At 61.1% G+C, this 26,648-nt stretch carries 22 protein-coding genes and 1 tRNA gene; 10 read left to right on the top strand and 13 right to left on the bottom strand.

All coding sequences use genetic code 11. From position 1 onward, the window contains the following. Window positions 1–77 precede the first annotated feature (77 nt). From AC2YB9_RS04420 to AC2YB9_RS04385, 8 genes are all read left to right on the top strand, one after another. Window positions 78–1,583 carry an aldehyde dehydrogenase family protein gene (locus AC2YB9_RS04420; RefSeq protein WP_487267545.1) on the top strand — a complete coding sequence of 502 codons (1,506 nt, stop codon included), beginning with the start codon at window positions 78–80 and terminating at the stop codon, window positions 1,581–1,583. Further along, a complete protein-coding gene (betA, locus tag AC2YB9_RS04415) occupies window positions 1,580–3,298 on the top strand; it encodes a choline dehydrogenase (protein WP_487267544.1) in 1,719 nt (572 codons plus the stop codon). Before AC2YB9_RS04420 ends, betA begins: the two co-directional genes overlap by 4 nt. Continuing rightward, a complete protein-coding gene (locus AC2YB9_RS04410; protein WP_487267543.1) occupies window positions 3,295–4,329 on the top strand; it encodes a quaternary amine ABC transporter ATP-binding protein in 1,035 nt (344 codons plus the stop codon). The genes betA and AC2YB9_RS04410 overlap by 4 nt, the downstream gene beginning before the upstream one ends. Further along, window positions 4,326–6,332 carry an ABC transporter permease gene (locus AC2YB9_RS04405; protein WP_487267542.1) on the top strand — a complete coding sequence of 669 codons (2,007 nt, stop codon included), beginning with the start codon at window positions 4,326–4,328 and terminating at the stop codon, window positions 6,330–6,332. Before AC2YB9_RS04410 ends, AC2YB9_RS04405 begins: the two co-directional genes overlap by 4 nt. Window positions 6,333–6,383: 51 nt before the next feature. Beyond that, the gene (locus AC2YB9_RS04400) at window positions 6,384–7,346 is read left to right on the top strand and encodes an ABC transporter substrate-binding protein (RefSeq protein ID WP_487267541.1); all 963 of its coding nucleotides are present in this window, start codon (window positions 6,384–6,386) and stop codon (window positions 7,344–7,346) included. 205 nt (window positions 7,347–7,551) lie between these two features. Further along, complete coding sequence (locus tag AC2YB9_RS04395) at window positions 7,552–10,068, top strand: GcvT family protein (RefSeq protein WP_487267540.1); 2,517 nt, start codon at window positions 7,552–7,554, stop codon at window positions 10,066–10,068. Window positions 10,069–10,074: 6 nt separating this feature from the next. Continuing rightward, a complete protein-coding gene (locus AC2YB9_RS04390) occupies window positions 10,075–10,836 on the top strand; it encodes an electron transfer flavoprotein subunit beta/FixA family protein (RefSeq protein WP_487267539.1) in 762 nt (253 codons plus the stop codon). Continuing rightward, entirely contained in the window at window positions 10,833–11,804 is a 972-nt protein-coding gene (locus tag AC2YB9_RS04385) for an electron transfer flavoprotein subunit alpha/FixB family protein (RefSeq protein ID WP_487267538.1), read from the top strand. Before AC2YB9_RS04390 ends, AC2YB9_RS04385 begins: the two co-directional genes overlap by 4 nt. Here AC2YB9_RS04385 and AC2YB9_RS04380 read toward each other — a convergent pair. The 3 genes from AC2YB9_RS04380 to AC2YB9_RS04370 form a co-directional block, all read right to left on the bottom strand. After that, window positions 11,785–11,973, bottom strand: a complete 189-nt coding sequence (locus AC2YB9_RS04380) for a hypothetical protein (protein ID WP_487267537.1) — start codon at window positions 11,971–11,973, stop codon at window positions 11,785–11,787. The genes AC2YB9_RS04385 and AC2YB9_RS04380 overlap by 20 nt on opposite strands. Window positions 11,974–12,178: 205 nt before the next feature. After that, a complete protein-coding gene (locus AC2YB9_RS04375) occupies window positions 12,179–12,610 on the bottom strand; it encodes a phosphatase domain-containing protein (protein WP_487267536.1) in 432 nt (143 codons plus the stop codon). 56 nt (window positions 12,611–12,666) lie between these two features. Continuing rightward, a complete protein-coding gene (locus AC2YB9_RS04370; RefSeq protein WP_487267535.1) occupies window positions 12,667–13,152 on the bottom strand; it encodes a hypothetical protein in 486 nt (161 codons plus the stop codon). 57 nt (window positions 13,153–13,209) lie between these two features. Here AC2YB9_RS04370 and AC2YB9_RS04365 point away from each other — a divergent pair, with 57 nt between their 5' ends. Beyond that, window positions 13,210–14,136 carry an NADP-dependent oxidoreductase gene (locus tag AC2YB9_RS04365; RefSeq protein WP_487267534.1) on the top strand — a complete coding sequence of 309 codons (927 nt, stop codon included), beginning with the start codon at window positions 13,210–13,212 and terminating at the stop codon, window positions 14,134–14,136. A 27-nt stretch (window positions 14,137–14,163) separates the two neighbouring features. Here AC2YB9_RS04365 and AC2YB9_RS04360 read toward each other — a convergent pair whose 3' ends face one another. Continuing rightward, window positions 14,164–15,084: an Rv1678 family membrane protein gene (locus AC2YB9_RS04360; protein ID WP_487267533.1), complete on the bottom strand. Its 921-nt coding sequence runs from the start codon at window positions 15,082–15,084 to the stop codon at window positions 14,164–14,166. Between the two features lie 342 nt (window positions 15,085–15,426). Here AC2YB9_RS04360 and AC2YB9_RS04355 point away from each other — a divergent pair, with 342 nt between their 5' ends. After that, complete coding sequence (locus tag AC2YB9_RS04355; RefSeq protein ID WP_487267532.1) at window positions 15,427–16,662, top strand: bifunctional alpha/beta hydrolase/OsmC family protein; 1,236 nt, start codon at window positions 15,427–15,429, stop codon at window positions 16,660–16,662. An 18-nt stretch (window positions 16,663–16,680) separates the two neighbouring features. Here the strand turns inward: AC2YB9_RS04355 and AC2YB9_RS04350 are convergent. The 9 genes from AC2YB9_RS04350 to mfd form a co-directional block, all read right to left on the bottom strand. Beyond that, window positions 16,681–16,754, bottom strand: a tRNA-Leu gene (locus AC2YB9_RS04350). Between the two features lie 22 nt (window positions 16,755–16,776). Next, complete coding sequence (locus AC2YB9_RS04345; protein ID WP_487267531.1) at window positions 16,777–18,012, bottom strand: alpha-hydroxy acid oxidase; 1,236 nt, start codon at window positions 18,010–18,012, stop codon at window positions 16,777–16,779. After that, the gene (locus tag AC2YB9_RS04340; RefSeq protein ID WP_487267530.1) at window positions 18,009–18,992 is read right to left on the bottom strand and encodes a Ppx/GppA phosphatase family protein; all 984 of its coding nucleotides are present in this window, start codon (window positions 18,990–18,992) and stop codon (window positions 18,009–18,011) included. The genes AC2YB9_RS04345 and AC2YB9_RS04340 overlap by 4 nt, the downstream gene beginning before the upstream one ends. 56 nt (window positions 18,993–19,048) lie before the next feature. Further along, window positions 19,049–19,558 carry a DUF501 domain-containing protein gene (locus tag AC2YB9_RS04335; protein WP_487268563.1) on the bottom strand — a complete coding sequence of 170 codons (510 nt, stop codon included), beginning with the start codon at window positions 19,556–19,558 and terminating at the stop codon, window positions 19,049–19,051. Between the two features lie 8 nt (window positions 19,559–19,566). Continuing rightward, on the bottom strand, window positions 19,567–19,959 hold the full coding sequence (locus tag AC2YB9_RS04330; protein ID WP_487267529.1) for an FtsB family cell division protein: 393 nt from the start codon (window positions 19,957–19,959) through the stop codon (window positions 19,567–19,569). Window positions 19,960–20,105: 146 nt separating this feature from the next. Continuing rightward, complete coding sequence (eno, locus tag AC2YB9_RS04325; protein ID WP_487267528.1) at window positions 20,106–21,392, bottom strand: phosphopyruvate hydratase; 1,287 nt, start codon at window positions 21,390–21,392, stop codon at window positions 20,106–20,108. A gap of 73 nt (window positions 21,393–21,465) precedes the next feature. Then, window positions 21,466–22,335, bottom strand: coding sequence for a nucleoside triphosphate pyrophosphohydrolase (locus tag AC2YB9_RS04320; protein ID WP_487267527.1), 870 nt, complete (start codon window positions 22,333–22,335; stop codon window positions 21,466–21,468). Next, a complete protein-coding gene (locus tag AC2YB9_RS04315; protein WP_487267526.1) occupies window positions 22,335–22,994 on the bottom strand; it encodes a hypothetical protein in 660 nt (219 codons plus the stop codon). Before AC2YB9_RS04315 ends, AC2YB9_RS04320 begins: the two co-directional genes overlap by 1 nt. 146 nt (window positions 22,995–23,140) lie before the next feature. After that, window positions 23,141–26,626, bottom strand: coding sequence for a transcription-repair coupling factor (mfd, locus tag AC2YB9_RS04310; RefSeq protein ID WP_487267525.1), 3,486 nt, complete (start codon window positions 26,624–26,626; stop codon window positions 23,141–23,143). Between the last annotated feature and the right edge of the window lie 22 nt (window positions 26,627–26,648).

Genomic DNA, 26,648 nt, shown 5'->3' with positions numbered 1-26,648 from the left:
ACGCGGTAACTGTTGCACGATAAGCAACACGGCCGGACTAATCGTCCTGCCAAGCATGTCGAGAGCGAGGACCCACAATGACCGGACTATTCATCGATGGCACATGGTGCTCCGCGATTGGCGGCGAAACCCGCGAGATCCGGTGCCCCGCTGACGGCAATCTGGTTGCCACTGTCCCTGAGGCCGGACCTGAGGATTCTGATCTAGCCATTGTTGCCGCCCGCCGCGCCTTTGACAGTGGGCCTTGGCCAGCAACTTCTTCACTAGAACGCGGCGCGCTTTTGCATCGCGTTGCGGACCTGCTCGAGCGCGACAAGGCCGACGTCGCACGACTCGAATCACTGGACACTGGCAAGCGCCTAGTCGAGTCCGAATACGACGTCGATGACATCGTCGGCGTTTTCCGCCATTTTGCTGGCCTCGCCAACGCCGAGAGCGGCCGCGTGGTCGACACTGGTCGCGCCGATGTCGTCAGTCGGGTTGTGCACGAGCCGGTCGGTGTCTGCTCACTCATCACGCCATGGAACTACCCACTGCTGCAAACTGCCTGGAAAGTTGCCCCCGCGATCGCCGCTGGCACCACATTTGTGCTCAAGCCGAGCGAGTTGACGCCATCAACCGCGATCTGGCTGATGGGCGCATTGACCGAGGCCGGGCTGCCAGCCGGCGTCGCGAACTTAATCCTCGGCGCGGGTGCCCGTGTCGGCGCTCCGCTCACCGGCCACCCCGACGTCGACTTAGTGTCGTTCACCGGCGGGCTCGTCACGGGTCGCTCAATCATGGCGGCGGCGGCCCCAACGGTCAAAAAGATCGCGCTCGAATTGGGTGGCAAGAACCCTAATATCGTATTCGCCGACGCTGACCGAGAAACTGCTCTCGACTTCGCGATGACCGCGGTATTTCTGCACTCGGGACAGGTCTGCTCGGCTGGCGCCCGCCTCCTCGTCGAGGAATCGATCGTCGATGAGTTCGTCGATGAGCTCGTACGTCGGGCCGAACTCATCCGGATCGGCGGTCCCTTTGACGAAAACGCCGAAACCGGAGCGCTCATCAGCGCTGCGCATCGCGACAAGATCGAGGCCTACGTCGCCGCTGGTGTCGCTGAGGGCGCCACGCTGCGTACCGGCGGAGCCCGACCGTCCGACCCGGCGCTCGCCAACGGGTTCTACTACCTCCCGACGATCCTGACCGGATGCACGTCAAAGATGACCGTCGTCCAAGACGAATCATTCGGCCCGGTCCTTACCGTCGAGTCGTTCACCGATGAGGACGACGCGATCGCCAAGGCAAACGACAGCATCTATGGCCTAGCGGGTGCCGTATGGACCTCCGGTGCCGGGCGAGCCGAACGGGTCGCCGGTCGGCTGCGCATGGGCACCGTCTGGATCAACGACTACCACCCCTATGTGCCGCAGGCCGAATGGGGTGGTTACAAGCAATCGGGCTTCGGCCGCGAACTCGGCCTCGATGGATTGGCCGAATATCGCGAGACCAAGCACATCTGGCACAACATCAATCCGGCGCCGCAGCGCTGGTTCGACGGACAGCGCGCATCGACCAAGGAAGGAACCGCAACTTCATGAAGCCCGATAGTTACGACTTCGTTATCGTGGGCGGTGGCTCAGCCGGTTCGGCGCTAGCCAACCGGCTCAGTGCGGATCCCTCGACGAGCGTCCTCGTACTTGAGGCCGGACGTAGCGACTTCAAAATCGATCCATTCATTCACATGCCAGCTGCGCTACCCATTCCCATCGGCAACCGGCTCTACGACTGGAAGTACGAGTCCGAACCGGAGCCGTTTATGGGCGGTCGCAAGGTGTTCCATGCCCGCGGCAAGGTCCTCGGCGGGTCGAGCAGCATCAACGGCATGATCTTCCAGCGCGGCAATCCGCTCGATTTCGAACGCTGGGCGGCCGATCCGGGCATGGAGTCTTGGAGCTACGCCAACTGTCTGCCCTACTTCAAGCGCATGGAGACCTGCCTGGCCGGAGCCGATGAATGGCGCGGCGGCTCCGGACCGCTCATCCTTGAGCGGGGCCCGGCAACCAATCCGTTGTTCGGCGCATTCCTCGAGGCAACCCAACAGGCCGGTTATCCGCCCACCGATGATGTCAACGGCTACCGCCAAGAAGGCTTTGCCCGGTTCGACCGCAATGTGCATCGGGGCCGCCGGCTCAGCGCCGCCCGCGCCTATCTCCATCCAGTCATGAAACGCCCCAACCTTCGTGTTGAGACACTCGCCCATGTGACGACGCTGCAAACCGAAGGCAAGCGCGTCGTCGGCGTCAACTATCTGCGCGGCGGCAAAGTGCATCGCAGTGTCAAGGCCAAAGAAGTCATTCTGTGCGGCGGCGCAATCAACTCGCCACAGTTGCTTCAGTTGTCCGGCATTGGCAACGCGGCCGAATTGTCTGCGCTCGGTATCAAGCCGGTCGCCGACATTCCCGGCGTTGGTGAAAACCTTCAGGACCACCTCGAGGTCTACATCCAGTACGAGTCCAAGCAGCCAGTCTCGATCGGCCCTTGGCTCAAGCACCGGCACAAGCCGCGCATTGGTGCCGAATGGATGTTCCTTCGTCGCGGCGTCGGGGCAACCAATCACTTCGAGGCCGGCGGCTTCGTCCGCAGCAACGATGCTGTCGACTATCCCAACACGATGTTCCATTTTCTGCCGATTGCAATCCGCTACGACGGCTCCCAGCCGGCCGCTGAGCACGGCTACCAGGTGCACGTCGGCCCGATGTACTCCGATGTCCGAGGCTCGGTCAAGATCAAGTCGACCGATCCTAAGGAACACCCGGCGCTGCGCTTCAACTATCTGTCCACTGAGACCGACCGGCGTGAATGGATTGAAATGGTCCGGATCGCCCGCCGCATCCTCAACCAGCCAGCATTCGACACCTTTAATGCCGGCGAGATCTCGCCCGGGCCTTCGGTCGAGACCGACCAAGAAATCCTCGATTGGGTCGCCAAGGACGCGGAGACGGCACTGCATCCGTCCTGCACCGCCAAGATGGGCACCGATGACATGAGCGTGCTCGATCCGACGAGTATGCGGGTCCACGGAATGGACGGGCTGCGCGTGGTCGATGCCTCCGCCATGCCATACGTCACGAACGGCAACATTTACGCACCGATCATGATGCTCGCCGAAAAGGCCGCCGACCTAATTTTGGGAAACACTCCCCTAGCCGCCGCATCCGACGTACCGTACTACCGCTACCGCGATGGCTCCCCGTTGTTCCCGCCCGGTGATCCGCGCAACTCGGACCAACACCGCCACGAGGAGCAGCAATGAGCGACATCGCAGTCAAAGTTGAGAACTTATGGAAGGTCTTCGGGCCCAAAGCTGATCGCATTCCCGGCAGTGCCGATGGCAATCTCAGCCGTCAGGAACTGCGTGAGAAGACCGGCTGCGTTGCCGCAGTCAAGGATGTCAGCTTCGAAGTGGCGCAGGGTGAAGTTTTCGTCGTCATGGGATTGTCCGGATCGGGCAAATCGACCCTGGTTCGTTGCCTGACCCGCCTGATCGAGCCGACGTCTGGTGAGATCACGATTGACGGTGACGATGTTCGGAAGATGTCGGAGTCATCGCTGCGCGCGCTACGCCGCAACCATGTCGCGATGGTGTTCCAACACTTCGGTCTGCTGCCGCACCGCCGGGTCATCGACAATATCGCCTATGGGCTGGAAGTTCGTGGTGTCGGCAAGGCCGAACGTCATGCCAAAGCCAATGAGATCCTCGAACTCGTCGGTCTCGACGGCAATGCGCTGTCTTATCCCGACCAACTCTCCGGTGGCATGCAGCAGCGGGTCGGCCTCGGCCGAGCACTCGCCGTCGACCCCTCGTTGCTGTTGTTCGATGAGCCATTCTCAGCCCTCGACCCACTGATCCGTCGCGATATGCAGAATGAAGTCATCCGGCTACACCAACAGGTCGGCAAGACGATGGTCTTCATCACCCACGATCTGCAAGAGGCGCTCAAGCTTGGCGACCGGATCCTGATCATGCGCGATGGCGAAGTTGTGCAGATCGGCACTCCTGACGAAGTCGTCGGCGCACCCGCCGATGATTACGTACGCGATTTTGTCAGTGACGTGCCCAAATCTCACGTATTGACGCTCAAATGGATCATGCGCCCAGCCAAGGACGGCGACGATCTGGGCGGGCCCGAAATGTCACCAAATACGATCGTGCAACAGGCAGCTCACGCGGTGCTCGACTCCGACCACCCGATCAAGGTCGTCGAGGACGGCAAGCTCGTCGGCATTGTGACCGACGACGACATCTTACGAGTCATCGTCGCCGAAGATGAGGTCCCAGCGTGAGCGTCGATACGGCGCCCCTGCCACCACCGCCGAACAAGGAGCAGCAACCACCAGTTCCGATCGACAAGGCGACCCACCGCGGGCCCATAATCGCGGTCGCCATCGGTGCATTTGTTGTCGCTGGAACGCTGTTGAAGGGCGTCAACGATCTCCCCCTGGCTCGGTCAGATCTCTCCAAATTTCAGGTCTGGATCGGCACATTCAGTGACAAATTGGACGCTGCCCGCAACTCCAGCGCATTTTTGCAGGGCCTGCAGCACATCAGTGATGCGCTCGACTCGATCGCCAATTTTCTGCAGGGCCTCGTTAGCCAGGCTGTCTACCCGCGTCCGGTCCCAGAAATCGGCTGGCTCGGCGTAATTACCATCGCGATCTGGGTTGCGCTGCTGGTCGCAGGCTGGCGGATGGCGATCCTGACCGGCGTGACGTTCGCGTTGTTCGGACTGTTGGGCTACTGGGCAATCAGCATGGATACCCTGATCGTGACGTTCATGGCAGTCGCAATTTGCCTCATCGTCGGCATCCCGATCGGCATCTGGATGGGCCGGAGCAAGCGCGCCACAGCAGTGATTACCCCCATCCTTGATGGGCTGCAAACGATGCCCTCGTTCGCCTATCTGTTGCCGATCACCTTGTTCTTCAGCATCGGCGTCGCAGCCGCAGTGATCGTCACGCTCATCTACGCGCTGCCACCCGTCATCCGCATATCCGCCCACGGCATTCGCAGTGTCTCGACTGAAACTATCGAGGCAATGGAGTCATTGGGCACCAGTCGTTTCCAGATGCTTCGCAAAGTTCAGTTGCCAATGGCCCGGCGCACGATCATCGTCGGCGTGAACCAGACCATGATGGCCGCACTCGCGATGGTTACGATCGCTGCCTTTGTCGATGGTCCCGGCCTAGGCAAACCGGTCATCAAAGCGCTTGAGACCTTGGATGTTGGCCGCGCCGCCACCGCCGGTCTCTGCATTGTCCTTATGGCGATCATGCTCGACCGGGTCACCACGGCAGCCAGCGAGCGCAGCACCATCATCCCCACTCCCCGCAGCCAGCGAAACCGAAGGATCGGCCTTGGCGCGACAGGTGTAATTGCCCTGGTCTGTGTCTACCTGTCCCGGCAGTTCGTCAACTTGGCAACGTTTCCGTCCCAACCCGATCTGGGCACACCGTTCGCAAAAGCGGCTGATTGGCTGTCGACCTGGTTGGCAGACAACGCTTCAACCGTCACCAACGGATTCAAAGATGGCATCACCTACGGATTGCTCAACCCGTTGCAGTCTCTTCTTGCACAGTCACCTTGGTGGTTGGTCACGGCCACCATTTTGGTCCTGTCATTCTTGATCGCCGGTATGCGCTCCCTGATCACCTCAATTGTCTGCATCGGGGTTATCTTCGGAGTCGGCCTGTGGCAAGACAGCATGGTTACCCTGACGATGACGTTGGTCGCCACCATCCTGACGATGCTGCTAGCGCTGCTATTCGGGGTTTGGATGGCAACCAGTGCGCGCGTGGATCTTTTTCTGCGGCCTATCCTCGATGCGGCCCAGGTGGTGCCGCCATTTGTCTACCTCGTGCCGGCCTTGGCGCTATTCGAACCAACCCGCTTCACCGCGATCGTGGCGGCAATCGTGTATGCCACGCCGGTCGCCATCAAACTGGTCTGCGATGCGATTCTCAATGTGCCGCCAACCGTTGTGGAAGCCGCTCGGTCGGCAGGATCAAGTCGCTGGCAGATCATCACCAAAGTGCAGCTTCCGATGGCGCGCAAAGGCATCGCTTTGGCCACCAACCAGGGCCTGCTCTACGTGTTCGCCATGGTCGTGATCGGCGGCCTTGTCGGTGCAGGCGCGCTCGGCTATCTGGTGTATGCCGGATTCTCCCGAACTGAACTGTTCGGAAAGGGTCTCGCCGCAGCGATTGCCATCGTCGCACTTGCGATCATGCTGGATCGACTGGCAGCAGGGAGGTCCCCCGATAGTCAGGCAAAACCAACCAATATATGACCGCTATCGCAGATCCTGCAGTAGCGATAAACCACCAACGAAGGAGATCGGATGAAGTCACTGACCAAGGGGACGAAACTCACCGCGCTTGCGGCGTGTGCCCTCCTCGCATTGACCGCCTGCGGCGGCGGCGGTATCAAGGACACCGCGTCCAAAGACGGCGCTAAGTGCGACACACCAGTCAATATGGCCGTCAACCCGTGGGTCGGCTATGAAGCTTCTGCTCATGTCGTCGGCAAAGTCCTTGAGGATAAGCTCGGTTGCAAGGTTAATTACAAGGACCTCAAGGAAGAGGTCGCCTGGCAGGGCTTCGCCAAGGGCACCGTCGACATTGTCATCGAAGACTGGGGCCACCCAGCGCTGGAGAAGAAATACGTCGAGGGCGACAAGTCCGCGACCAAGGCAGGCCTGAACGGCAACATCGGTCAGATCGGCTGGTTCGTTCCGCCGTGGATGGTCAAGAAGTACCCAGACATCACCAACTACAAGAACCTCAACAAGTATGCGTCGATGTTCAAGACGTCCGAGTCGGGCAACAAGGGTCAACTGCTCGACGGCGATCCGTCGTTCGTGACGAATGACGAAGCGCTGGTCAAGAACAACAAGCTCGACTTCAAGGTTGTCTACGCGGGTAGCGAGGCCGCGCTCATCACGGCCTTCCGTCAGGCCGAGAAGAAGAAGAAGCCGTTGATCGGTTACTTCTACGCTCCTCAGTGGTTCCTGGCCGAAGTGCCGCTTGTGAAGGTCGACCTGCCCAAGTACACCGAGGGCTGCGACGCTGATCTGAACAAGATCAAGTGTGACTACCCCGAGGCCAAGTTGGACAAGATCGTCGCAACAAAGTTTGCGGATTCCGGTAGCCCGGCTTGGAAGGTCGTGAAGAACTTCAACTGGACGAATGACGATCAGAACATCGTCGCCAAGTACATCGCTGAAGACAAGATGGATCCTGATGCGGCCGCGCAGAAGTGGATCGACGCCAACTCCGATAAGGTTGCCGCCTGGACGAAGTAATCACTTCAACCCCACCAGCACGGTGTTCTGTACGCCCCGATCGTTTCGACGATCGGGGCGTACGTCATTTCAGCCAAAATGACTCACTCAACACCCTTGACACTCCCCCTCGTCGGGGACGACGATGGAACCACATTGTTTCACATAGCGATTCGGGTTGCGTACTAAGCAACACGATACTGTAAGACTAGAGAGTGAGAACCCCATGCCAGAACTGCCCGGGCACGCACGAGTTGTCGTCATCGGAGCCGGAATCGTCGGCAACAGCCTCGTGTATCACCTTGCCCGTCTGGGCTGGCGCGACATCGTTCAGATCGACAAGGGCCCGCTACCCAATCCTGGTGGCTCGACTGGCCACGCGTCGAACTTCATCTTCCCGGTCGATCACGGCCGTGAAATCACCGATATCACCGCCGACAGTGTCCGCCAATACAAAGAAATGGGTGTCTTCACTGAGTCCGGCGGCTTCGAGGTCGCGCGCACCGAAGCACGTATGGAGGAGCTGCGTCGGCGGATGTCCTCAGCCAGGGCTTGGGGCATCGACTCCGAAATCATGACCCCCGAACAGGTCGTCGAGAAGGTTCCGTTCCTCGACCCCTCGGTGATCGTCGGCGCGTTCTACACACCCACCGTTGGCGTGGTCGATTCGCTGCGTGCCGGCACGATCATGCGCGAGAAGGCTCTAGCCCTCGACGCCCTGACGGTGGTCGCCAATGTTGAGGTCACCGATATTGACGTCGTCGATGGCCGGATCGCCGGCGTCAAGACCACCGGCGGCGACATCGAGACCGACACTGTCTTGATCGCCTGTGGCGTCTGGAGCCCGCGCATCGCCAAAATGGCCGGCGCCGACATCCCGCTGACGCCTGCGGTCCACCAGATGATCTCTGTCGGCCCGATCCCCCAACTCGCCGAGCGCGAGGGCGAGATCACCTTCCCGATCGTTCGCGACATGGACACCTTCTGTTATGAGCGTCAGCATGGCGCCGACATGGAAGTCGGCTCGTACGCACACCGCGCAATCCTGCACGACGCTGACGACATTCCTTCAATCGACCAGGCCAAGTTGTCGCCGACTGAAATGCCGTTCACCCAGGACGATTTCGATCTTCAGTTGGAGCAGGCCTTCGAACTCATGCCCGATGCGCTCGGCGCTGAAGGAGCCGAGATTCGCTACGCAATCAACGGCCTGTTGTCCCTGACACCGGATGGCTCGGCGATCTTGGGCGAGACGCCTGGAGTCAAGGGCCTCTGGTCCGCGGCTGCCGTCTGGGTCAAGGAAGGCCCCGGGACCGGCCGCGCAGTCGCCGAGTGGATGACCTTCGGCTCGAGCGAGATCGATGTCAGCGCCGCCGATATCGCCCGTTTCTACCCGCATCAGCGCACCCGCGCGCACGTCAAGTCACGTACCTCTGAGGGCTTCATCAAGACCTACGGAATCGTGCATCCCAGCGAGCAGTGGGAACAAGAGCGCAACAAGCGACTCTCGCCGATGTATCCAGACCAGGTCGCCAAGGGCGCAATGTTCTTCGAGACCGCCGGCTGGGAGCGGCCCCATTGGTATGCCTGCAATGAATCATTGCTGGCCGAGTACGGCGACCGTGTGATGCCGCGCGAGAACGAATGGGACAGCCGTTGGTGGTCGCCGATCATCAACGCCGAACATCTCGCAATGCGCGACCGTGCTGGCATTGTCGACCTGACCGCATTCTCCCTGTTCGACGTCGTCGGCCCTGGCGCGAAGGACGCCGTCCAAGGCATCGTCGTCGCACAGGCCGATGTTGCACCCGGACGCGTCATCTACACGCCGGTGCTCGACGAACGCGGCGGCTTCAAGGCCGACCTCACCGTCATGCGCCTAGCCCATAACCACTACCGCGTCGTGACCGGCGGCGCGCACGGCATGGCCGATCTCAAATGGTTCTCCGACCGTATGCCGGCCGATGGCACCGCCCAGATCGTTGATGTGACCTCCGCATACTCGACCATCGGTTTGTGGGGCCCGCGCGCTCGCGACATCCTCGCCAAACTCACCGACGATGACATCAGCCATGAGGGCTTCGGCTTCCTACGCTGCCGCAACATCGAGATCGACAACCTAAGCGTACTCGCCTCCCGGATCTCGTATGTCGGTGAACTCGGCTGGGAGCTGTACGTTCCGATGGAGCAGGGCGCTCGGCTGTGGGACCTGTTGCATGAGGCCGGCGCCGAGTTCGGTGCGGTCCCCGTTGGTATCGGCGTCTATGGAACGACCGGACGCATCGAAAAGGGCTACCGCGCATACGGTGCCGAACTCGACGGCGAACGTTCAATCGTCGAGGCTGGCATGCAGCGGCCCAAGGTCAAACTCGCCAACTTCGTCGGCCGTGAGGCTTATGTGAAGCAACGCGACGAGGCGCTCAAAACAGTTTTGTGCACGCTGACCGTCGATGATCACACGTCCGCGAATGGGGTGAAGCGCTACATGCTCGGTGGTGAGCCGATCCTGACGCCCGACGGTGCGCTCATGACCGACGGCCACGGCCGCCATCCGTATGTCACCAGTGCCGGCTCGGCACCGTCGTTGGGCAAGCACATCCTGCTGGCATATTTGCCACCGGAACAGGCGACAATCGGGAATCAGCTGGCGGTCTCCTACATGGAGGAGCTCTATCCGGTCACCGTGGAATCGATCGACGCGACCGCACTGTTCGATGCCGACAACGACCGAATCCGGGCCTGATCTGCCATGACCGATGTTCTTGTTTGCATCAAGCGAGTGCCCGAAACGTCGAGCCAGGTGCTCCTGTCCGAAGACAGCATGTCGATCGACGCACGTCACGTCGGCTACACCGTCAGCCCGCATGAGGAGTGTGCCGTAGAGATCGCCATACAGATCGCGGAAACCTCCGGTGGCACGGCTACTGTCCTGACCCTTGGCCCCGACGATGCGAGCCAACAGTTGCGTGACGCAATGGCGGTCGGCTGCTCACGGGGCGTACACATCGAGGCCGATTCCGAAGCATTCGGGCCGGCCGACGTGGCCGCCGCGATCGCTGCTTTTGTCGGCTCTGAGACGACTCCCCCGGGACTAATACTCGTCGGCAATGATGCCGCGGACACCGGCGATTTCCAGGTCGGTGTGCGGCTAGCGTACGCATTGGGACGGCCGGTGCTCACCGGGATCTCGACGGTCACGGTTGATGGATCGACGATCACTGCCCGTGGGGCTGGTCCGGAGGGCGGTGAAGTCTTCGAGTTTCCGACGCCGGCCGTTATCGCGATCTCCGAGGGCGGTGTCACCCCCCGCTACCCGTCGATCGTCGGCCGCATGAAAGCCAAGAAGGCGTCGATCGAGGTCATCGAGACCACGATCGACCCAACGACCCAACGGGTCCGGCTCAAGACGCCGCCCGAACAACCGAGCTCGGTCCAGGTTCTGGGTAACGGGCCTGATGCTGCCGGTGCCGTCGTCGACATGCTGTTCGCAATTGGAGTGGTGGCGAAATGATTCTTGTCGTAGTTGAAACCGATGCCGACGGTGTCCTGTTGACGTCGCGTGAAGCGTTGAGTTTTGCGCGTACGCTCGGCAACTCCGCGGTCGAGGCAGTTGTTGTCGGTCCGCTGTCCGGAGATCTTGCCCTGCGGGTGCTCGCTCATCTCGGTGAGCAGGGCGTCAGCGTTGTGCATCATGCCGACGATGAACGACTGTCCGCATACAGCGCGGCGGCTTGGGCCGCTGCGGTCGTCGAGGCGGCTGGCGCAGCCACGCTGATCATCGCTTCGGGCACACCACGGGGCAATGAGATCCTTGCGCATGTCGCGACCCGGCTCGACATCCTGATGGCGGCCAATGTCATTGGCGTCGACAATCTGGAGCCGTTGACCGTGTCACGGCAAGTCATGGGCGGTGGTGTGTTCGAAGAGATGCGCCTCGGCGGCGCCGTGGCGTCGCTGAGCGTCGCCGGTCATGCCGTCGACGCCACACCGGCCGAATCACCGACCACCCCGCAACTGCAGTCATACGCGCCGACTCTCTCCGCTGCTGATCTGCTCACGCGGGTCCTCCGCACCGAGAACGCGGAAGCCGATGACACCGGTGCCCTCACAAGCGCCCGCGTCGTGGTCGGCGCTGGCCGTGGTGCCGGTAGCGCCGATGGCTTCGACGATTTACTTGAGTTGACCGGGATTCTTCGTGGTGCCCTCGGTGTGTCGCGCGTGGTGACAAGCCTCGGTTGGCGGCCCCACTCGGAGCAGGTCGGCCAGACCGGCAGTCGGATCTCGCCAGATCTGTATGTCGCCTGCGGTATCAGCGGCGCGATCCAGCATTGGGCCGGTTGCCAGAGTGCCAAAACGATTCTGGCGATCAACACCGATCCCGAAGCGCCGATGGTCACGAAGGCCAACTACGCCGTGATCGGCGACCTCCACGAGATCGTCCCCGCCATCAACGACGAACTCAAACGCCGCATGGCCTAACCGGGTCGGCCGCCTCGGTTCGATCATCATCAAAAGCTGCCCGCATCCGCAGATCCTGACGGGGATCTACGACGCTGCAGCAGGACTTGAGCCGGACTCGGCCGCGAATCGCTCCGACGACCAGAAGCGACAATCCGAGGATTACGATCGCGGCCAACATTATCTGCATGCCTCCAACATACGCTCTTGCCAGTCGCCCCAACACCGAGATTTGTTCACTTTTTGCCAATTCCATTCGACCCAATGGGCAGGGAGTGAACAAATCTCGGTCGGGTTCAAGCCCAGTTTCGTTGGCCGCATCCCGCCCCAGCATCTCGTCCATGGAGTCACCCTAACTGAGGCCATCGTTCACAAAAGGTGACCCGGCCGGCCTCTTACTGGGCAACCTCAGTCACGTCGATCTTGTTTTCGCGCCAGAGTTCGATGACCTTGGGATTGTCGTCCCAAGCTCGAATCGGCCGATAACCGTCCGCGATGATCTGTTTGAGAATGTCTTTCTTGATCACGTAATCGGGGCGAAAATCGCCCTCAACCCGTGTGTAGAGCCGGTCGAAAGTGATGCCGAGGTTATCGATCCACTTGATCGTGTAATCACGCCACTTGGCCGAGCGCGCCGTAACGATCAGGATTGAATAACCGTCCTGTTGTGCTTGACGCAATCCATCAACAACATCTGCATGCGCTGGGCAGTCCATCGATGCGGCATGAAAGGCATCAAAGTCGCGCTCCTTGCCCTCGACAAAATGTCTCGTCGTGGCGACATCGCACAGCGTCCCATCCATATCGAAGATGACCGCATCATTCATGCTCGAGCCTTCCTGGGGAGGTCCCGGGCCTCACGGACTGTTTAGGTAGGCCGCGGTCACTGTTTGACCACATTAATCATGATATCGGTCCCGCCGCCAGCCGCTGAGATAGCGACGGTGGCCTCCATGCCTGCCCTGCCCGCTTCGAGGTGGATGCCGTGCTCTGCAGCAGTCGGCCGCTCGCCGAGCAGAGTCCACCCGGTACGAGTCAGCTCGCCCTTATAGAGATCCTTGAGCTGTTCCCAATCGGTCGAGGTTTTGAGCACTGCCGTCCAGGCGCCGCCACGACTCCCGCTGGCCACCACGGTGTAGTCGTCAGGGAGCGGAAAATCGGCCAAGTTATCGGGCCGATCGGCATCGTTGGAGCCCGCGTCGGACCCAGCTGTGTCACTCTGGTCAGTTTCTGAACTGCTGGCTGGCGGCGCATCCGACGCCGCCGATGAATCGTCACTTCCGCACGCTGCGAGCGTCAGCCCGAATAGGGCGGCAACCGAGGCCACCGCCACTCGAGACGAGATCGAGCGAATCGGTGCACTGGTCATGATTAACCTCTACTTCTCGTTTGATTGTGTGCCGATACGTGTTGGCGTCAAGACAGCGTGGCATCGAGCCCTCACAGTCGGCTCACACAAAGCAGACGGGTTAACAGGGGTCGCATCGTCCTCCGTACGGAACTCGACGTCACCGAAGTACTCGTGCAGGTGCGAGCAGTAGGCGTTGGGATCCGCGACTCCTACTTCTTGCCTGCTGACGCAAACTATCCGTACCCCATTGGGATCGAAGCCGCCGGTGTGATCCACGAAGTCGGCAGCGCCGTATCGGGTCACCAGCCCGGCGACCGGGTAACTTTTGTCAGTTCGATGCAATACAAGGGCGGCACGTGGGCCGAATTCGTCGCGGTCACGGAGGATTCGATGATCATGTCAATTCCCACCGGCATGGACTTCGTCGAGGCTGCTGCGGTGCCGGTCGCTGGAAACACCATCTTGAAGACAGGCCACGCGCTGACTGCAGTGCCGACCAGAGGGTCGATCTTCATTGCCGGTGGCTCGGGGGCGATTGGCACGCTGGCCATTCAGATCGCACGCAAGCGTGGCTGGCGGATCGCGGCCTCTGCCTCCGAAGCAAATCACGACTACATGCGCTCGTTTGGCGCCGAACACAACGTCGATTATCACGATCCCGATTGGCGCGAACAGGTTCTCGAGTGGATGCCCGGCGGAGTCGACGCGGCGATGGCGATACAACCGGGAACCACGGCCGAAAGCATTCCTGTCGTCAAGGGTGGTGGGTCGCTGGCTTCCATTTCAGGCGACGACTTGGTTTCCGAACGGGTCATCAACATGTCGGGAATCCCGTACCAGATCGACGTACGGGATGAAATGGCGAATCTTCTGACGGCGATCGCGACCGGAGAAATGCACATAGAACTCGAGCGCATTTATCCATTTGACGATGCCTTAGCCGCGCTAACAAAAGTGCAGACCCGGCGGGCCCGCGGCAAACTCGTCCCGCGACTGGAGTGACGCTCAGCTCGAACCCGTTGGTTACGGCTATTCGTGCGCTACCACCTGATCGGACGTGACCGTCGCTTTTCGATCGACCTTCCACACCACGACACCGATGACTGCGACGCTGAGGAAGAAGGCCGCCGACGTGTTCGTACCGCCTAAGACCGAATCGGAATATCCGATCTGGGCATGGAGGAGGATCGTGGCCGCGAGGCCCACCACTGCCGATACCAGGGCAATTGCATAGTTGTGGGTCAGTGCTGCCGCCAGCAACGCCACGCCGCAGATCAGCAACGCGAGTGATCCGGCGAGGTTGTAGGTCCCCAACCCGAACGACAAGCCGGGCCCGCCGAATTGCGCTCCGGAGGAGGCAAAAAGCCCGTCACCGAACGAACGGATCAGCACAATGATCGCTTCGGTTGAGGCGACAACGCCCCAGACGAGCGCAAGTATTCTTATCTTGCTCGGCCGGTCATGTCCTGAGCGCAGCGCGTCGATCGCAAGGACACTTCCTGCCGCGCTGAACAGCAGCATCACATGCACACCGATCAACAGCCAATAGGACCATGGCCATTCGCCCGGTGTTGCGGCCACAGCGAGACCGATCGCTAATGCTTGGGCAATACCGACGATCGCAGCCAACCGGACAAACGCGCCAGTGAGCAAGAGGACAGCGAGCGCGGTTTCAACGATTAACACACCCCATCCGAACGCGGTGAAATTGGGAAGTGCCACGTGCTCGATGACCCAGCTAAACGGCGGAAATACCGGGTGATCCACGGCGTCCTTGGTGAACCCATAGACGCTTTTGCCCGAACGTTGACCAAAATCAGGCGGACGCTTCCACGCTATGTTGTAGATCCATAACAGCCCGACCAGGATCCGCAGGGCTGCGCTGGCGACTGCGTGACCACGCGGTCCAGCGTCGTCAGCCGGGGCCAAGATCCATCGGATGACAGTCATTTGCCGCACCGCTCAAGACATCCTCGCAGGTTGCACCGTTGCGACGGAGCGATCATTTGGAATGGCCTGATTGAACACAACCAGTGTTCGAGTCGAGCATCCACAGCACAGTCCCTTCGTCGATCGACGTTTGCCGCCGCAGAGGAAACCCGTCGCATCGTTCCAGAATTCCCGTCATTTGCGAGTGAACCACCCGGCTTCGGCTAATCCAAGGTTTCGCGGTAGGAATGATGAGCCGGTCCGCCGGCGGCTTCGCAGCGCGAAGAACCAGCCGGGTCTGCGTTAGCATCACCAAGCACGAACAATTCCGGCCGAACCGTCCTGTTACGAAAGGCAATAGCGATGGCAGCGAAGCGCGAGCACGTCCACTTCACCGGAGCCACCGGGGCTCAGCTTGCCGGAAAAGTGGAACTCCCAGCCGGCGCAATCCGCGGCACAGCTGTCTTCGCTCACTGCTTCACCTGTTCGGCGGACAGTGTGGCCGCAGCGCGCATATCGCTTGGATTGGCCAATGCGGGAATCGCGGTGATGCGCTTCGATTTCACTGGTTTGGGCGCCTCAACCGGAGACTTCGCCGACACTAACTTCTCGACGAATGTTGCCGATGTTGCCGCGGCATCGCGCTTCCTCAGTGAGCACTACCGCGCACCGGGTCTACTGATTGGACACTCATTGGGCGGTGCTGCGGTGCTCGCTGCGGCGTCCGAACTCCCCTCTGTCCGGGCAGTGGTCACGGTGGCGGCCCCCTCACAGCCCAATCATGTCTTGGCCTTATTTTCTGAAGACCTCGCTCGACTCGAAAGCAATGGCGAGGCCACCATTGATCTGGGCGGCCGGCCGTTCCTGCTCAAGCAGCAACTCATCGACGACCTCCGAGATCAGCGACTAGAGCGAAGTGTCGCGAACCTCAATGCTGCGTTGTTGGTCATGCACTCACCGGTCGACAGCACCGTCGGCATTGAGAATGCCGGTGAGATCTACTCCGCGGCACGTCATCCGAAAAGTTTCATCTCGCTCGATGGTGCCGATCATCTGCTCACCAACCGCCGCGACGCAACCTTCGCCGCCACGATAATCAGCAGTTGGGTGGAGCGTTATCTCGACCCCGATGATCATCGGAAATTCCCGGCATCACCGATGGATGTCGTCGTCGCCGAAACAGGAGAAGGGAAGTTCGTCAACCAGGTGATCGCCGGCAGCAATCGCTTCCTGATGGATGAACCCGAATCGGCCGGTGGCTCCGATGCCGGCCCCAACCCCTATGACCTACTCGCTGCTGCATTGGGTGGCTGCACATCGATGACGCTCCGCATGTATGCCGACCGCAAAAACATACCGCTGGAACACGTGAGCGTTGAGGTGCGTCACTCGAGGGAACACTGCGACGATTGCGCGGCGAGCGCCGAGGGCCGGACACCGAAGGTTGACCGTTGGGAACGTCGGTTGCGCCTGAGCGGCGATCTCACCGATGCCGATCGCTCCGCATTGGCGCGAATCGCCGACCGATGCCCCGTCCATCGGACTCTGGAGCGTTCCTCGGATGTGGTCACCGAACTGGTCGACGATTCATCCGCCTAGAACGAATACAACGCTCGGTGCTCCTGGTGGGATTCGAACCCACACTGGATCGATTTTAAGTCGACTGCCTCTGCCGGTTGGGCTACAGGAGCGTGGGCACAGCCTATCGGGCGATCACCTTCGCGGCACGAGCCGTTCGAGTTGGGTCACGTGAGCGGGCTCAAGTTCATCGAGCGAATGCACGCCGAGCAGTTTCATCGTGCGGATGATCTCGGTTTTGAGGATTTCGATCGTACGGTCGACGCCGTCCCGCCCGCCGGCCATCAGCCCATACAAATAGGCCCGTCCGACAAGGGTGAAGTCCGCGCCCAATGCAATCGCCGCGACGATGTCGGCTCCCGACATGATCCCGGTGTCCACCAGAATTTCGGTGTCCTTGCCGACTTCGCGCACGACTTCGGGCAGCAAATGGAACGGGATGGGGGCCCGATCTAACTGGCGACCACCGTGATTGGACAACAGGATCGCGTCAACACCCATGGCTGTCAGTTTGCGCGCATCGTCAAGGTTCTGAACCCCTTTGACGACGAGTTTGCCCTTCCATTGATCCTTGATCCAAGCCAGATCTTCGAATGTCACGGAGGGATCGAACATGGTGTCGAGCAGTTCGGCGACGGTGCCGGACCACCGATCGAGCGAGGCAAAGGCAAGCGGTTGGGTGGTCAAGAAGTTGAACCACCAGGCCGGCCGCGGCAGTGCATTGAGGATCGTGCGCGGCGTCAAAGTCGGTGGGATCGTCATTCCGTTACGGACATCCCGCAAGCGAGCGCCGGCAACCGGCACATCGACCGTGACCAACAGGCTGTCGAAACCGGCAGCGGCCGCGCGCTCGACCAATGCCATTGATCGGTCCCGGTCCTTCCACATATAGAGCTGGAACCAATTGCGACCCTCGGGATTCGCAGCGCGGACATCCTCAATCGACGACGTACCCATCGTCGACAGGGAGAACGGTATGCCCGCTGCGGCCGCTGCGGACGCGCCAGCGATCTCCCCCTCGGCCTGCATCATGCGCGTGAAGCCGGTCGGCGCAATGCCGAACGGGAGCGCCGAATGCCCACCGAGCACGTCGACTGACGTATCGACATCGGACACATCGCGCAAGATCGACGGATGGAACGTGATGTCGCGGTAGGCCTGGCGTGCACGAGCCAACGAGATCTCGGCCTCGGCCGCACCCTCGGTGTAGTCGAATGCCGGTTTCGGGGTGCGTCGCCGGGCGATCGTACGCAAATCCTCGATCGTCAACGCGGACTGCAGTCGGCGCTGCTTCAGCCGCCAAGTCGACCGTTTGAAGCGCAGCAGCGGCGCGAGGTCGCGGAATCGAGGGAACCGGCGTTTGACCATCATGATCCTTGTCTGTTGTGCGACACGACCTCGTTGCCAATCTCATGGCCGCTCCATTTTCCAGCGAGCGACCAAACAATTCCGTCGAGGATGTCATGTTCGCTCACGAGGAGCGTCTCGGTATTGAGCGGCAGCATCTCGATCAGCCGGTCAAGAATCAGTGCACCGCCGCCGATCACATCGGCGCGACCCGGATGCATGAACGGCAACTCGCGCCGGTCGGCCGCTGTCATACGCGCCAGTGAGATGCAGGCATTGCTGACATCGGTGAGCGGCAGCTTGGCCAGGTGGATCAGATCGGAATCGTAAGACGGCAGCTCGAGGGCATGCGCGGCCACCGTCGTCACCGAGCCTGCGACCCCGATGAGCGTCTCGATCGGCGCGAGGCCCTTGACGGCTGCGCCGATGATTCCGTCAAGGTAGGCGATGCAATCGGATGCCTCGGTGACGGTAGCCGGATCGGACGTCAGGAAGCGTTCGGTCATACGGACCGAGCCGATGTTAAGCGATGTCGCCCACTCGATTTCCTCGCCAGTGCCAACGATCAGCTCAGTCGAACCGCCACCGATATCGATGACTAAGGTTCGAGTCGCTGGGAGATCTCCGGCCGAGCCGCGGAATGAGGCCCGCGCTTCTTCATCGCCGGTCAAAACCTCCGGCCGAATTCCGATGATCGCCTCGACCGCATCGGAAAATTCTGCCGAATTATCGGCATCGCGTACCGCCGAGGTCGCGCAAAATCTGATCCGATCGACGCCGAGTGTGGTGACTAATGCGGCGAACTCGCGGGTCGCCGACAACGTACGAGCGACCGCCTCATCGGCGAGATGGCCGGTCTTATCGACATCCTGACCGAGCCGAACGATTCGCATGTCTCGGATGACATCGGTCTTGGTGTCCCCCTCGATATCGCTGACTAACAGGCGAATCGAATTGGTCCCACAATCCAAGGCGGCAACCCGGATGCGCTGCGTGGATGGCATACCTCGACCCTACCGACCCCACAGTAGGAAGGGTTCGCCACCCATCCCCCGCCGTTTTAGGTCACAAACCCTTCACTTCGCGGAGCTGCAGCGCAGCTGCAGCCGGTCGACCAATCCCCTAACAGCGCCAGCGCTTCATCGCCTAGGGGGTTGACGCCGGGGCCCTTGGCCAGCGAATGGCCGATCAGAACGTGGAGGCATTTGACCCTCGTCGGCATCCCCCCGGCGGAGATGCCAGCAATCTCGGGCACGTGGCCGATGGCCTCCCGCTCTGCCAGATAACCCTCATGCGCCAGCTGGTAAGCCATAGCGAGTTCTGCGTCTTGGAGAATCCTCGCACTCATCTCACGCATCAACCCCGACGCCTCAAGCGTGCCGATCTGGGCCGCAACCCGGGGGCACGTGATGTAGTAAAGCGTCGGAAATGGTGTGCCGTCATCAAGTCGTGGCTCGGTTTTAACGACATTTGGATGGCCTGACGGACAGCGCGAACTGATCTCGAGAATTCCCCGCGGCGGCCGGCCGAGTTGCTCGCGGATCGAGTCAAGATCTGCTTGGGCAATCATTGCCGAATTCACTTCTTCAACACCTTGTTCGGGTCGGGAACGACAGGTTTGGCCGACGGCGACTTGCCCGATTGTTCGACGGTCCCCCAAAGCCGGTCATACCATTGCTTCGGCTTGGGCACCGGCGGTGCGTCGAGGGTGGAAGCATTGCCCTGAACCCGCCCATCGCTCCCGATGACGCGATAGCCCACCTCGCCGGGAAGCACCCAACCAAATCGCTCACGCGCCTGCTGCTCAACGAAGGCCCGATCGTTCCATCGCGTCTTGTCATCCTGCAGTTCCTTGATCGCATCGGTACGCATCACGATCTCGGCCCTAGTCGACTGGATGTCCTGCCGCTGCTGCCACCAAGCGTGAAAACTTGAGGTGTATGAGGCTAGGAGCAGCAAGACGATCGACATCAGGATGACGGCACGGGTCGTGAACCGTGCCGACCGAGGCGTTTTCGCAGTGGCCTTGCGAGCCGAAGACGGTCGAGCCGCACCTGGACGTGAACCGGCGGCGCCCCTAGTCGAGGGGCGTTTCGGACCACGCTTCGACGACGGCGTCATTGACCGTAGTGCGACAGGCGCGGGAAGGCCCCGGCACCGGCATAGCTGGCGGCCGAGCCGAGCAATTCCTCGATCCGCAACAGTTGGTTGTATTTGGCAACGCGCTCCGAACGGGCCGGGGCGCCGGTCTTGATCTGACCGCAGTTGGTCGCAACCGCGAGGTCAGCAATCGTCGTATCCTCGGTCTCGCCAGAGCGGTGGCTCATCATGCAGGCGAAACCGTGGCGGTGCGCGAGTTCGACCGAGTCGAGCGTCTCACTCAGTGAGCCGATCTGGTTGACCTTGACCAGCAGCGCATTGGCCGCACCGGCATTGATCCCGCGGGTCAACCGCTCGACATTCGTGACGAACAGGTCATCGCCGACAATCTGAACCTTGTCGCCGAGTGCGTCGGTGATGGTAACCCAGCCATCCCAGTCGTCCTCATCAAGTGGATCCTCGAGCGAAACGATCGGATAGGCGGCGACGAGTTCGGCGTAGTAGTCGCTCATCTCGGCGGCGGACTTGGCGACACCCTCGAAGGCATACGCGCCGTCGCTGAAGAATTCTGAAGCCGCGACGTCGAGCGCAAGCGCGATATCGGTGCCGGGCTCCATCCCGGTCGCTTCGATTGCGCGGATGATCAAGTCGAGCGCGGCACGGTTGGAGGAGAGATTCGGCGCGAAGCCACCCTCATCGCCAAGGCCAGTCCCGAGGCCGTCGGCCTTGAGCACGCTTTTGAGTGAGTGGTAGACCTCGGTGCCCTGACGAATTGCTTCCGAGAACGTCGGCGCGCCGATCGGGGCGATCATGAACTCCTGGATGTCCACATCGGTGTCGGCATGCGAGCCACCGTTGAGGATATTCATCATCGGGACGGGTAGCACGTGCGCATTCGGACCGCCGATATAACGGAACAGCGGCAGACGGGACGACTCGGCCGCGGCCCGGGCAGTCGCCAAGGAAACGCCGAGAATCGAATTCGCACCCAGATTGGCCTTGTTGTCGGTGCCGTCAAGAGCGATCATCGCATCGTCGATTGCGCGCTGGTCGTCGGCTTCGAAGCCGACGAGCGCCGGGCCGATCTTGGTGTTGACTGCGGCGACAGCGTTCCGGACGCCGAGGCCGCCATAGCGATCACCACCGTCGCGAAGTTCGACCGCTTCGAACTGGCCGGTCGAGGCACCCGACGGAACTGCGGCGCGGCCAATCGTTCCATCGTCGAGGGCAATCTCCACTTCAACGGTCGGGTTGCCACGCGAGTCTAAAATCTCCCGTGCGCCTACGGCTTCGATGCTTGCCACGCCAGCTCCTTAATCGGTGTTTGTGCTGTCGACAGCCTATCTTCGCCATCGTCGAATCGTTAGGCGCCTCGCGCTACAGCAGCGCGTGAACCGACGTACGCAATGCCGTTTCGGCATCGATTCCTTCGGCACGTGCGGCCTGCACGAGGACAAGCAGGCGCGTACCGAAGTCATCACCCGCGGCGGCTATCGTGCCGATCCGTCCCAGTACTTTGTCAGCCAGCACAAGCGCCGGGAGCTCCGCCGGTATGCCATCAAGCACGGACGACCGCTGCTTCTCGGCAGCCTTGAGCCGCTGCCAGTTGGCGTCGACCTCCGCGGCCGAAGTCACGGTCGCATCGCCGAATACGTGTGGATTGCGGTAGATCAACTTTTCGACAATCCCGCCAGCCAACGAATCGATATCCCAGCCCTCGTTCTCGGCCGCGATGCGGGCATGAAACACCACCTGCATCAACAGGTCGCCGAGTTCTTCGAGTAGATGCTCCGAATCCCCCTCATCAAGCGCTTCAAGCGCCTCATAGGTTTCCTCAAGCAAATAATGACTCAGCGAGGCGTGCGTCTGCTGGCTTGTCCAAGGACATTGCGTACGCAATTGATCCATGACCTCAACCAGGTCGAGCAGTTTGGCCCCGGGCTGGTCGTACGAGCCGAAGACAATCTCGACGTGCGCTGCTTCCTCGGGATCCTGGCCTTCAATCAGTTCGCTGGCCAGCGACTGGGCCCAGGCCAGATCGCCGATCGGCGCAATCCATACCGTGTCCGCAGAATGCACCGGCAGGTCTGGCGCTTCCGAGACCGCAATACCCGCAGTGATGATCGCGGCCACGTGAGCATCATCAAGATCTGTGGCATGGACAATCGTTGCAGCGCGAAGCGCATCCCACGCGGCCAATGTCATCAACCCAGGAGCAACTCGAGGGCTGAGGACGAGAATCTGCATCAGCCGCAGCGTTGCGCCAGCGGAAGGTTAGCTGGATTGCTTGCCGCTTTGGCCTGCGGGACCGACAGCGAGCCAGTCTGCGCGATCTGCGCCGTAAGGTCATTGAGTCCGAAGCGCGGATCAATGCTGATCTTGCTGTCCTTGATCGCTTTGCTGAGGGCGGCCTGTCCAGCTTTCTCAACCTGCGCCTGAGTTTGAGCGGAGATCGTCATGCCCGTCTCCTGCTCGCCCAGAGCCACCATTGCCAAGTAGATGTATTGGCTGCGCTCGATCGCCGTGCGGATCGGCCCGAGCTCCTGCTTGGGGAATGCCTCCTTCACCTGCGTAACCTGCTTGCTGGTCAGGACGACCTTCGCCGGGTCGACGAACACGCCATCCCGCTTGACCGCAGCGTGAGCAACTTTGTCGACGACGAGATTGACCACCGCTTGGCGGCGCGCATCAGCTGAACTCGCGTCCTGGCCACCCTGCTGCTTCGCGAGTACCAGCGAGAGTTCGCAATGGGCTGTCGAGGCAACATCGGCCGCCTTCATCGAGATCGTGTCGCCGTCGACAACGGCAGCGCTGCCAGTATGAATCGTCCCGCAGGCGGTCATCAACATGGCGGCGCCGGCGACCGCGACAATCCGGACAACTGCGCGGGGGCGCAAGGAATTCACGACGGTGAACCTCTCTTGATCTGCTACGCCCGAATGGGGCCGTTTGCCCAGACTACAACGCAGCGATTCGTTGGCTTTTATCCGTCCGTTATGTCATAACGATCGTGGGTCATAGCGCTCGCTTTTTATGACGCAAGGGATCGGGGTCACAGTGGGTCGATGACAGTGTCGATAACCTTGCGACACCATTCCAACAAGGCACTGTCACGCAATGGCTCGCCACCGATCGCGGCGGTCTTGGGTCGCGGGACGAGGGCCACTTCGCCGGTTGCCTTATAGCGGCTCTGGGGATAGACCCGGGCCAACCGAAGTTGTGCGGACTCGGGGATCTTAACCGGCGAGAAGCGAATATTGGCGCCCGCCGAGGTGACCTCGGTGAGACCCGCAGCGCGCACACGAACGCGAAGCCGCGCCACTTCGAGCAGGCTCTCGGTCGAGACCGGCGGCTCACCATAACGATCGACAAGTTCGGCCCGAAGTTCGGCAACCTCATCAAGGCTACGCAAGTCGGCGAGCCGCTTGTACATTTCAAGCCGCAACCGTTCACTCGGGACATAGTCGTAAGGCAGATTTGCCTCGATTGGTAGCTCGATCTTGACCTCGGGCTCCGGCTCGGCGTCGCCGCGGAACTCCGCTACCGCTTCGCCGACCAGTCGAACATACAGATCGAAGCCCACATCAGCGATGTGTCCGGACTGTTCACCGCCGAGCAGATTGCCCGCGCCGCGGATCTCGAGATCCTTCATCGCCACGGCCATGCCGCCACCGAGCTCGGAATGCTGCGCAATTGTCGACAAGCGATCGTGTGCAGTCTCGGTCAGCGGCTTTTCGGGCGGATAGAGGAAGTAGGCGTAAGCCCGTTCACTGCTGCGTCCGACGCGACCGCGCAGCTGATGGAGCTGGGACAGCCCGAGTGTGTCGGCACGTTCGATGATCATCGTGTTGGCGTTCGACACGTCCAAGCCGGACTCGACGATCGTCGTGCAGACGAGCACGTCGAAACGTTTCTCCCAAAAATCGAGCATGACCTGTTCGAGTTGGCGCTCCCCCATTTGGCCATGCGCCGCGGCGACGCGCGCCTCCGGCACAAGTTCCTTGAGCCGGGCGACGGCCTTATCGATCGATTGCACCCGATTGTGGATGAAAAACGCTTGTCCCTCACGCAACAGTTCGCGGCGGATCGCGGCAGTCACCTGGCGGTCCTCGTAGGGACCGACGAAACTCAAGACCGGGTGCCGCTCTTCCGGCGGCGTCGCAATCGTCGACATCTCCCGAATCCCGGTGATCGCCATCTCCAAGGTGCGCGGAATCGGGGTCGCCGACATGCTGAGCACGTCGACGGCCGCGCGGAGCATCTTGAGCGCTTCTTTGTGCTCAACGCCGAAGCGTTGCTCCTCATCGACGATAACCAGTCCGAGGTCCTTGATACGTACGCCCGGCTGCAACAACCGGTGAGTGCCGATCACGAGGTCGATCGTGCCGTCGGCCAATCCTTCGAGAACGGTCTTCGATTCTTTGGCCGACTGGAACCGCGACAGCGGCCGGATCGTGACAGGGAACTGGCCGAATCGTTCGGTGAAGGTTGCATAGTGCTGCTGGACCAAGAGCGTCGTCGGCACCAACAAGATGACCTGTTTGCCATCCTGGATAGCCTTAAAAGCGGCCCGCACGGCAATCTCAGTCTTGCCATAGCCGACGTCGCCACAGACCAATCGGTCCATCGGGACGACTCGCTCCATGTCGCGCTTGACCTCTTCGATCGTCGACATCTGATCAGGTGTCTCAACGAAAGCAAACGCATCCTCGAGCTCGGCCTGCCATGGCGTGTCCTTGCTAAAGGCAAACCCTTTGGTGGCCTGTCGAGCCGCATAGAGTTTGATCAACTCGCCCGCGATCTGACGCACAGCCTTGCGCGCACGACTCTTACGTTTGGTCCAATCGGCGCCGCCGAGACGGTCCAGGCTCGGCGATTCACCGCCAACGTAGCGGCTGATCTGGTCCAACTGGTCCATCGGAACGAACAGTCGGTCCGCGGGCTGCCCCTTTTTGCTGGCGCCGTATTCAACCACCAGGTATTCGCGCGCCGCGCCCTGCACCACACGTTGCAGCATTTCGATGTAACGACCGACACCATGCTGGTCGTGGACGACGAAGTCGCCAGTCTTGAGCTCAAGTGGATCGACTTGTTTGCGCCGCCGGGCCGGCAGTTTGCGTTCGTTGCGTTCGGCCGGCCGTACGCCAACAAGATCGTCGTATGTCATCACCACGAGGTTGAGCGGTTCGGAGATCAGGCCGTGATCGAGTTCGCCAACACCGACCAGAACGACGCCTTTGCCGAACGGTTGGCCGCTGTCGATGGCCGCCGCGATGTCGTGCTCAGCCAGCCATTCGACGGTGCGTTGTGCCTGACCAGGTGCCGGTGCGATGAACATGACCTTGCGTCCAGCCGTCAGCCAGCTGGCGATGTCGGCCAGCGCTTTGGCGGTGTCGCCGCGATAGGTCGGTGCCGTGTCCATCTCGACGGCGCGGGTCGAGGTGTCGAGATCCATGCCGAACGGTGAGAGCGAGAACCACGTATGTCCGTCCGCGAACGTCTCCGCGCGAACATCTTCGATCGTCTTGAACGACGCCGAACCCAAATCTATTGGGGCTTCACCACCGGATGCAGCAGCCGCCCATGAGGCCTGCAGAAATTCCTCTGACGTTGCGACGAGGTCATGGGCACGGGCCCGAATACGCTCAGGATCACAGATGAGGATCGCGGAGCGCTCGGGCAGCAGATCGACCAACAACTCCATGTCATCGACAAGGATCGGCGCAAGCGATTCCATGCCCTCAACGGCATGTCCCTCGGAGAGTTTTGTGAAGATTTCGTCAAGGCTCGGATGCGTCTGCGCAAGTTCCGCAGCCCGTCGACGCACCTGATCGGTCAGCAACAATTCGCGACACGGCGGTGCCCATACGGTGTCGACCTCGCCAAGCGAACGCTGATCAGCCACCATAAATTGGCGAATCTCATCGACCTGATCGCCCCAGAACTCGATGCGTAACGGATGTTCCTCGGTCGGCGGGAACACATCAACGATGCCGCCACGGACCGCGAACTCACCGCGCCGTTCAACTAAATCGACGCGCGAATATGCCGCCCCAGCCAAATCACGTATGACCTCATCGAGTGGAACTTCATCGCCTTTGTGCAACTCGACCGGGGCGAGATCTGCTAGCCCCTTGACCTGAGGTTGCAGGATCGAACGGACCGGCGCGACGATAACCCGGATCGGCACGGCGTTGCCGCCGGGATGAACGAGCCGACGCAGGATCGCGAGCCGGCGGCCCACCGTGTCAGAGCGCGGCGAGAGTCGCTCGTGCGGCAATGTCTCCCACGCGGGGTAGTAGACGACGTTGTCGGCACCGATCATGTCGCCGAGATCCCCAACGAGATCCTCAGACTCGCGCTGCGTCGCCGTGACCGCGAGCACCGTCGTCTGGGTCGCCAATGCCTGGGTCAGGAACGGGCGGAGCGACTCAGGGCCTTGAAGATCGAGTTCGTCAAGACCCTCCTGCCGGTCGTTGAGCACCTGGGCAAGGGTTGGTTCAGTTGCGACAAGGGTCGCGAGGCGCTGCAAAGTCATATCGGAAACAATCTACCGGTCA

Source organism: Aeromicrobium changchenzhani (assembly GCF_057586615.1).
The sequence above is the reverse complement of the archived record's forward strand: the minus strand, read 5'-3'. Positions and strand labels throughout refer to the sequence as shown.

Bases quoted from the DNA above. Each gene is read 5' to 3' on its own strand.
- AC2YB9_RS04420 (WP_487267545.1), top strand. From the start codon at position 78: ATGACCGGACTATTCATCGATGGCACATGGTGCTCCGCGATTGGCGGC.
- betA (WP_487267544.1), top strand. From the start codon at position 1,580: ATGAAGCCCGATAGTTACGACTTCGTTATCGTGGGCGGTGGCTCAGCC.
- AC2YB9_RS04410 (WP_487267543.1), top strand. From the start codon at position 3,295: ATGAGCGACATCGCAGTCAAAGTTGAGAACTTATGGAAGGTCTTCGGG.
- AC2YB9_RS04400 (WP_487267541.1), top strand. From the start codon at position 6,384: ATGAAGTCACTGACCAAGGGGACGAAACTCACCGCGCTTGCGGCGTGT.
- AC2YB9_RS04395 (WP_487267540.1), top strand. From the start codon at position 7,552: ATGCCAGAACTGCCCGGGCACGCACGAGTTGTCGTCATCGGAGCCGGA.
- AC2YB9_RS04390 (WP_487267539.1), top strand. From the start codon at position 10,075: ATGACCGATGTTCTTGTTTGCATCAAGCGAGTGCCCGAAACGTCGAGC.
- AC2YB9_RS04385 (WP_487267538.1), top strand. From the start codon at position 10,833: ATGATTCTTGTCGTAGTTGAAACCGATGCCGACGGTGTCCTGTTGACG.
- AC2YB9_RS04380 (WP_487267537.1), bottom strand. From the start codon at position 11,973: ATGCAGATAATGTTGGCCGCGATCGTAATCCTCGGATTGTCGCTTCTG.
- AC2YB9_RS04375 (WP_487267536.1), bottom strand. From the start codon at position 12,610: ATGAATGATGCGGTCATCTTCGATATGGATGGGACGCTGTGCGATGTC.
- AC2YB9_RS04370 (WP_487267535.1), bottom strand. From the start codon at position 13,152: ATGACCAGTGCACCGATTCGCTCGATCTCGTCTCGAGTGGCGGTGGCC.
- AC2YB9_RS04360 (WP_487267533.1), bottom strand. From the start codon at position 15,084: ATGACTGTCATCCGATGGATCTTGGCCCCGGCTGACGACGCTGGACCG.
- AC2YB9_RS04355 (WP_487267532.1), top strand. From the start codon at position 15,427: ATGGCAGCGAAGCGCGAGCACGTCCACTTCACCGGAGCCACCGGGGCT.
- AC2YB9_RS04345 (WP_487267531.1), bottom strand. From the start codon at position 18,012: ATGATGGTCAAACGCCGGTTCCCTCGATTCCGCGACCTCGCGCCGCTG.
- AC2YB9_RS04340 (WP_487267530.1), bottom strand. From the start codon at position 18,992: ATGCCATCCACGCAGCGCATCCGGGTTGCCGCCTTGGATTGTGGGACC.
- AC2YB9_RS04335 (WP_487268563.1), bottom strand. From the start codon at position 19,558: ATGATTGCCCAAGCAGATCTTGACTCGATCCGCGAGCAACTCGGCCGG.
- AC2YB9_RS04330 (WP_487267529.1), bottom strand. From the start codon at position 19,959: ATGTCGATCGTCTTGCTGCTCCTAGCCTCATACACCTCAAGTTTTCAC.
- AC2YB9_RS04320 (WP_487267527.1), bottom strand. From the start codon at position 22,335: ATGCAGATTCTCGTCCTCAGCCCTCGAGTTGCTCCTGGGTTGATGACA.
- mfd (WP_487267525.1), bottom strand. From the start codon at position 26,626: ATGACTTTGCAGCGCCTCGCGACCCTTGTCGCAACTGAACCAACCCTT.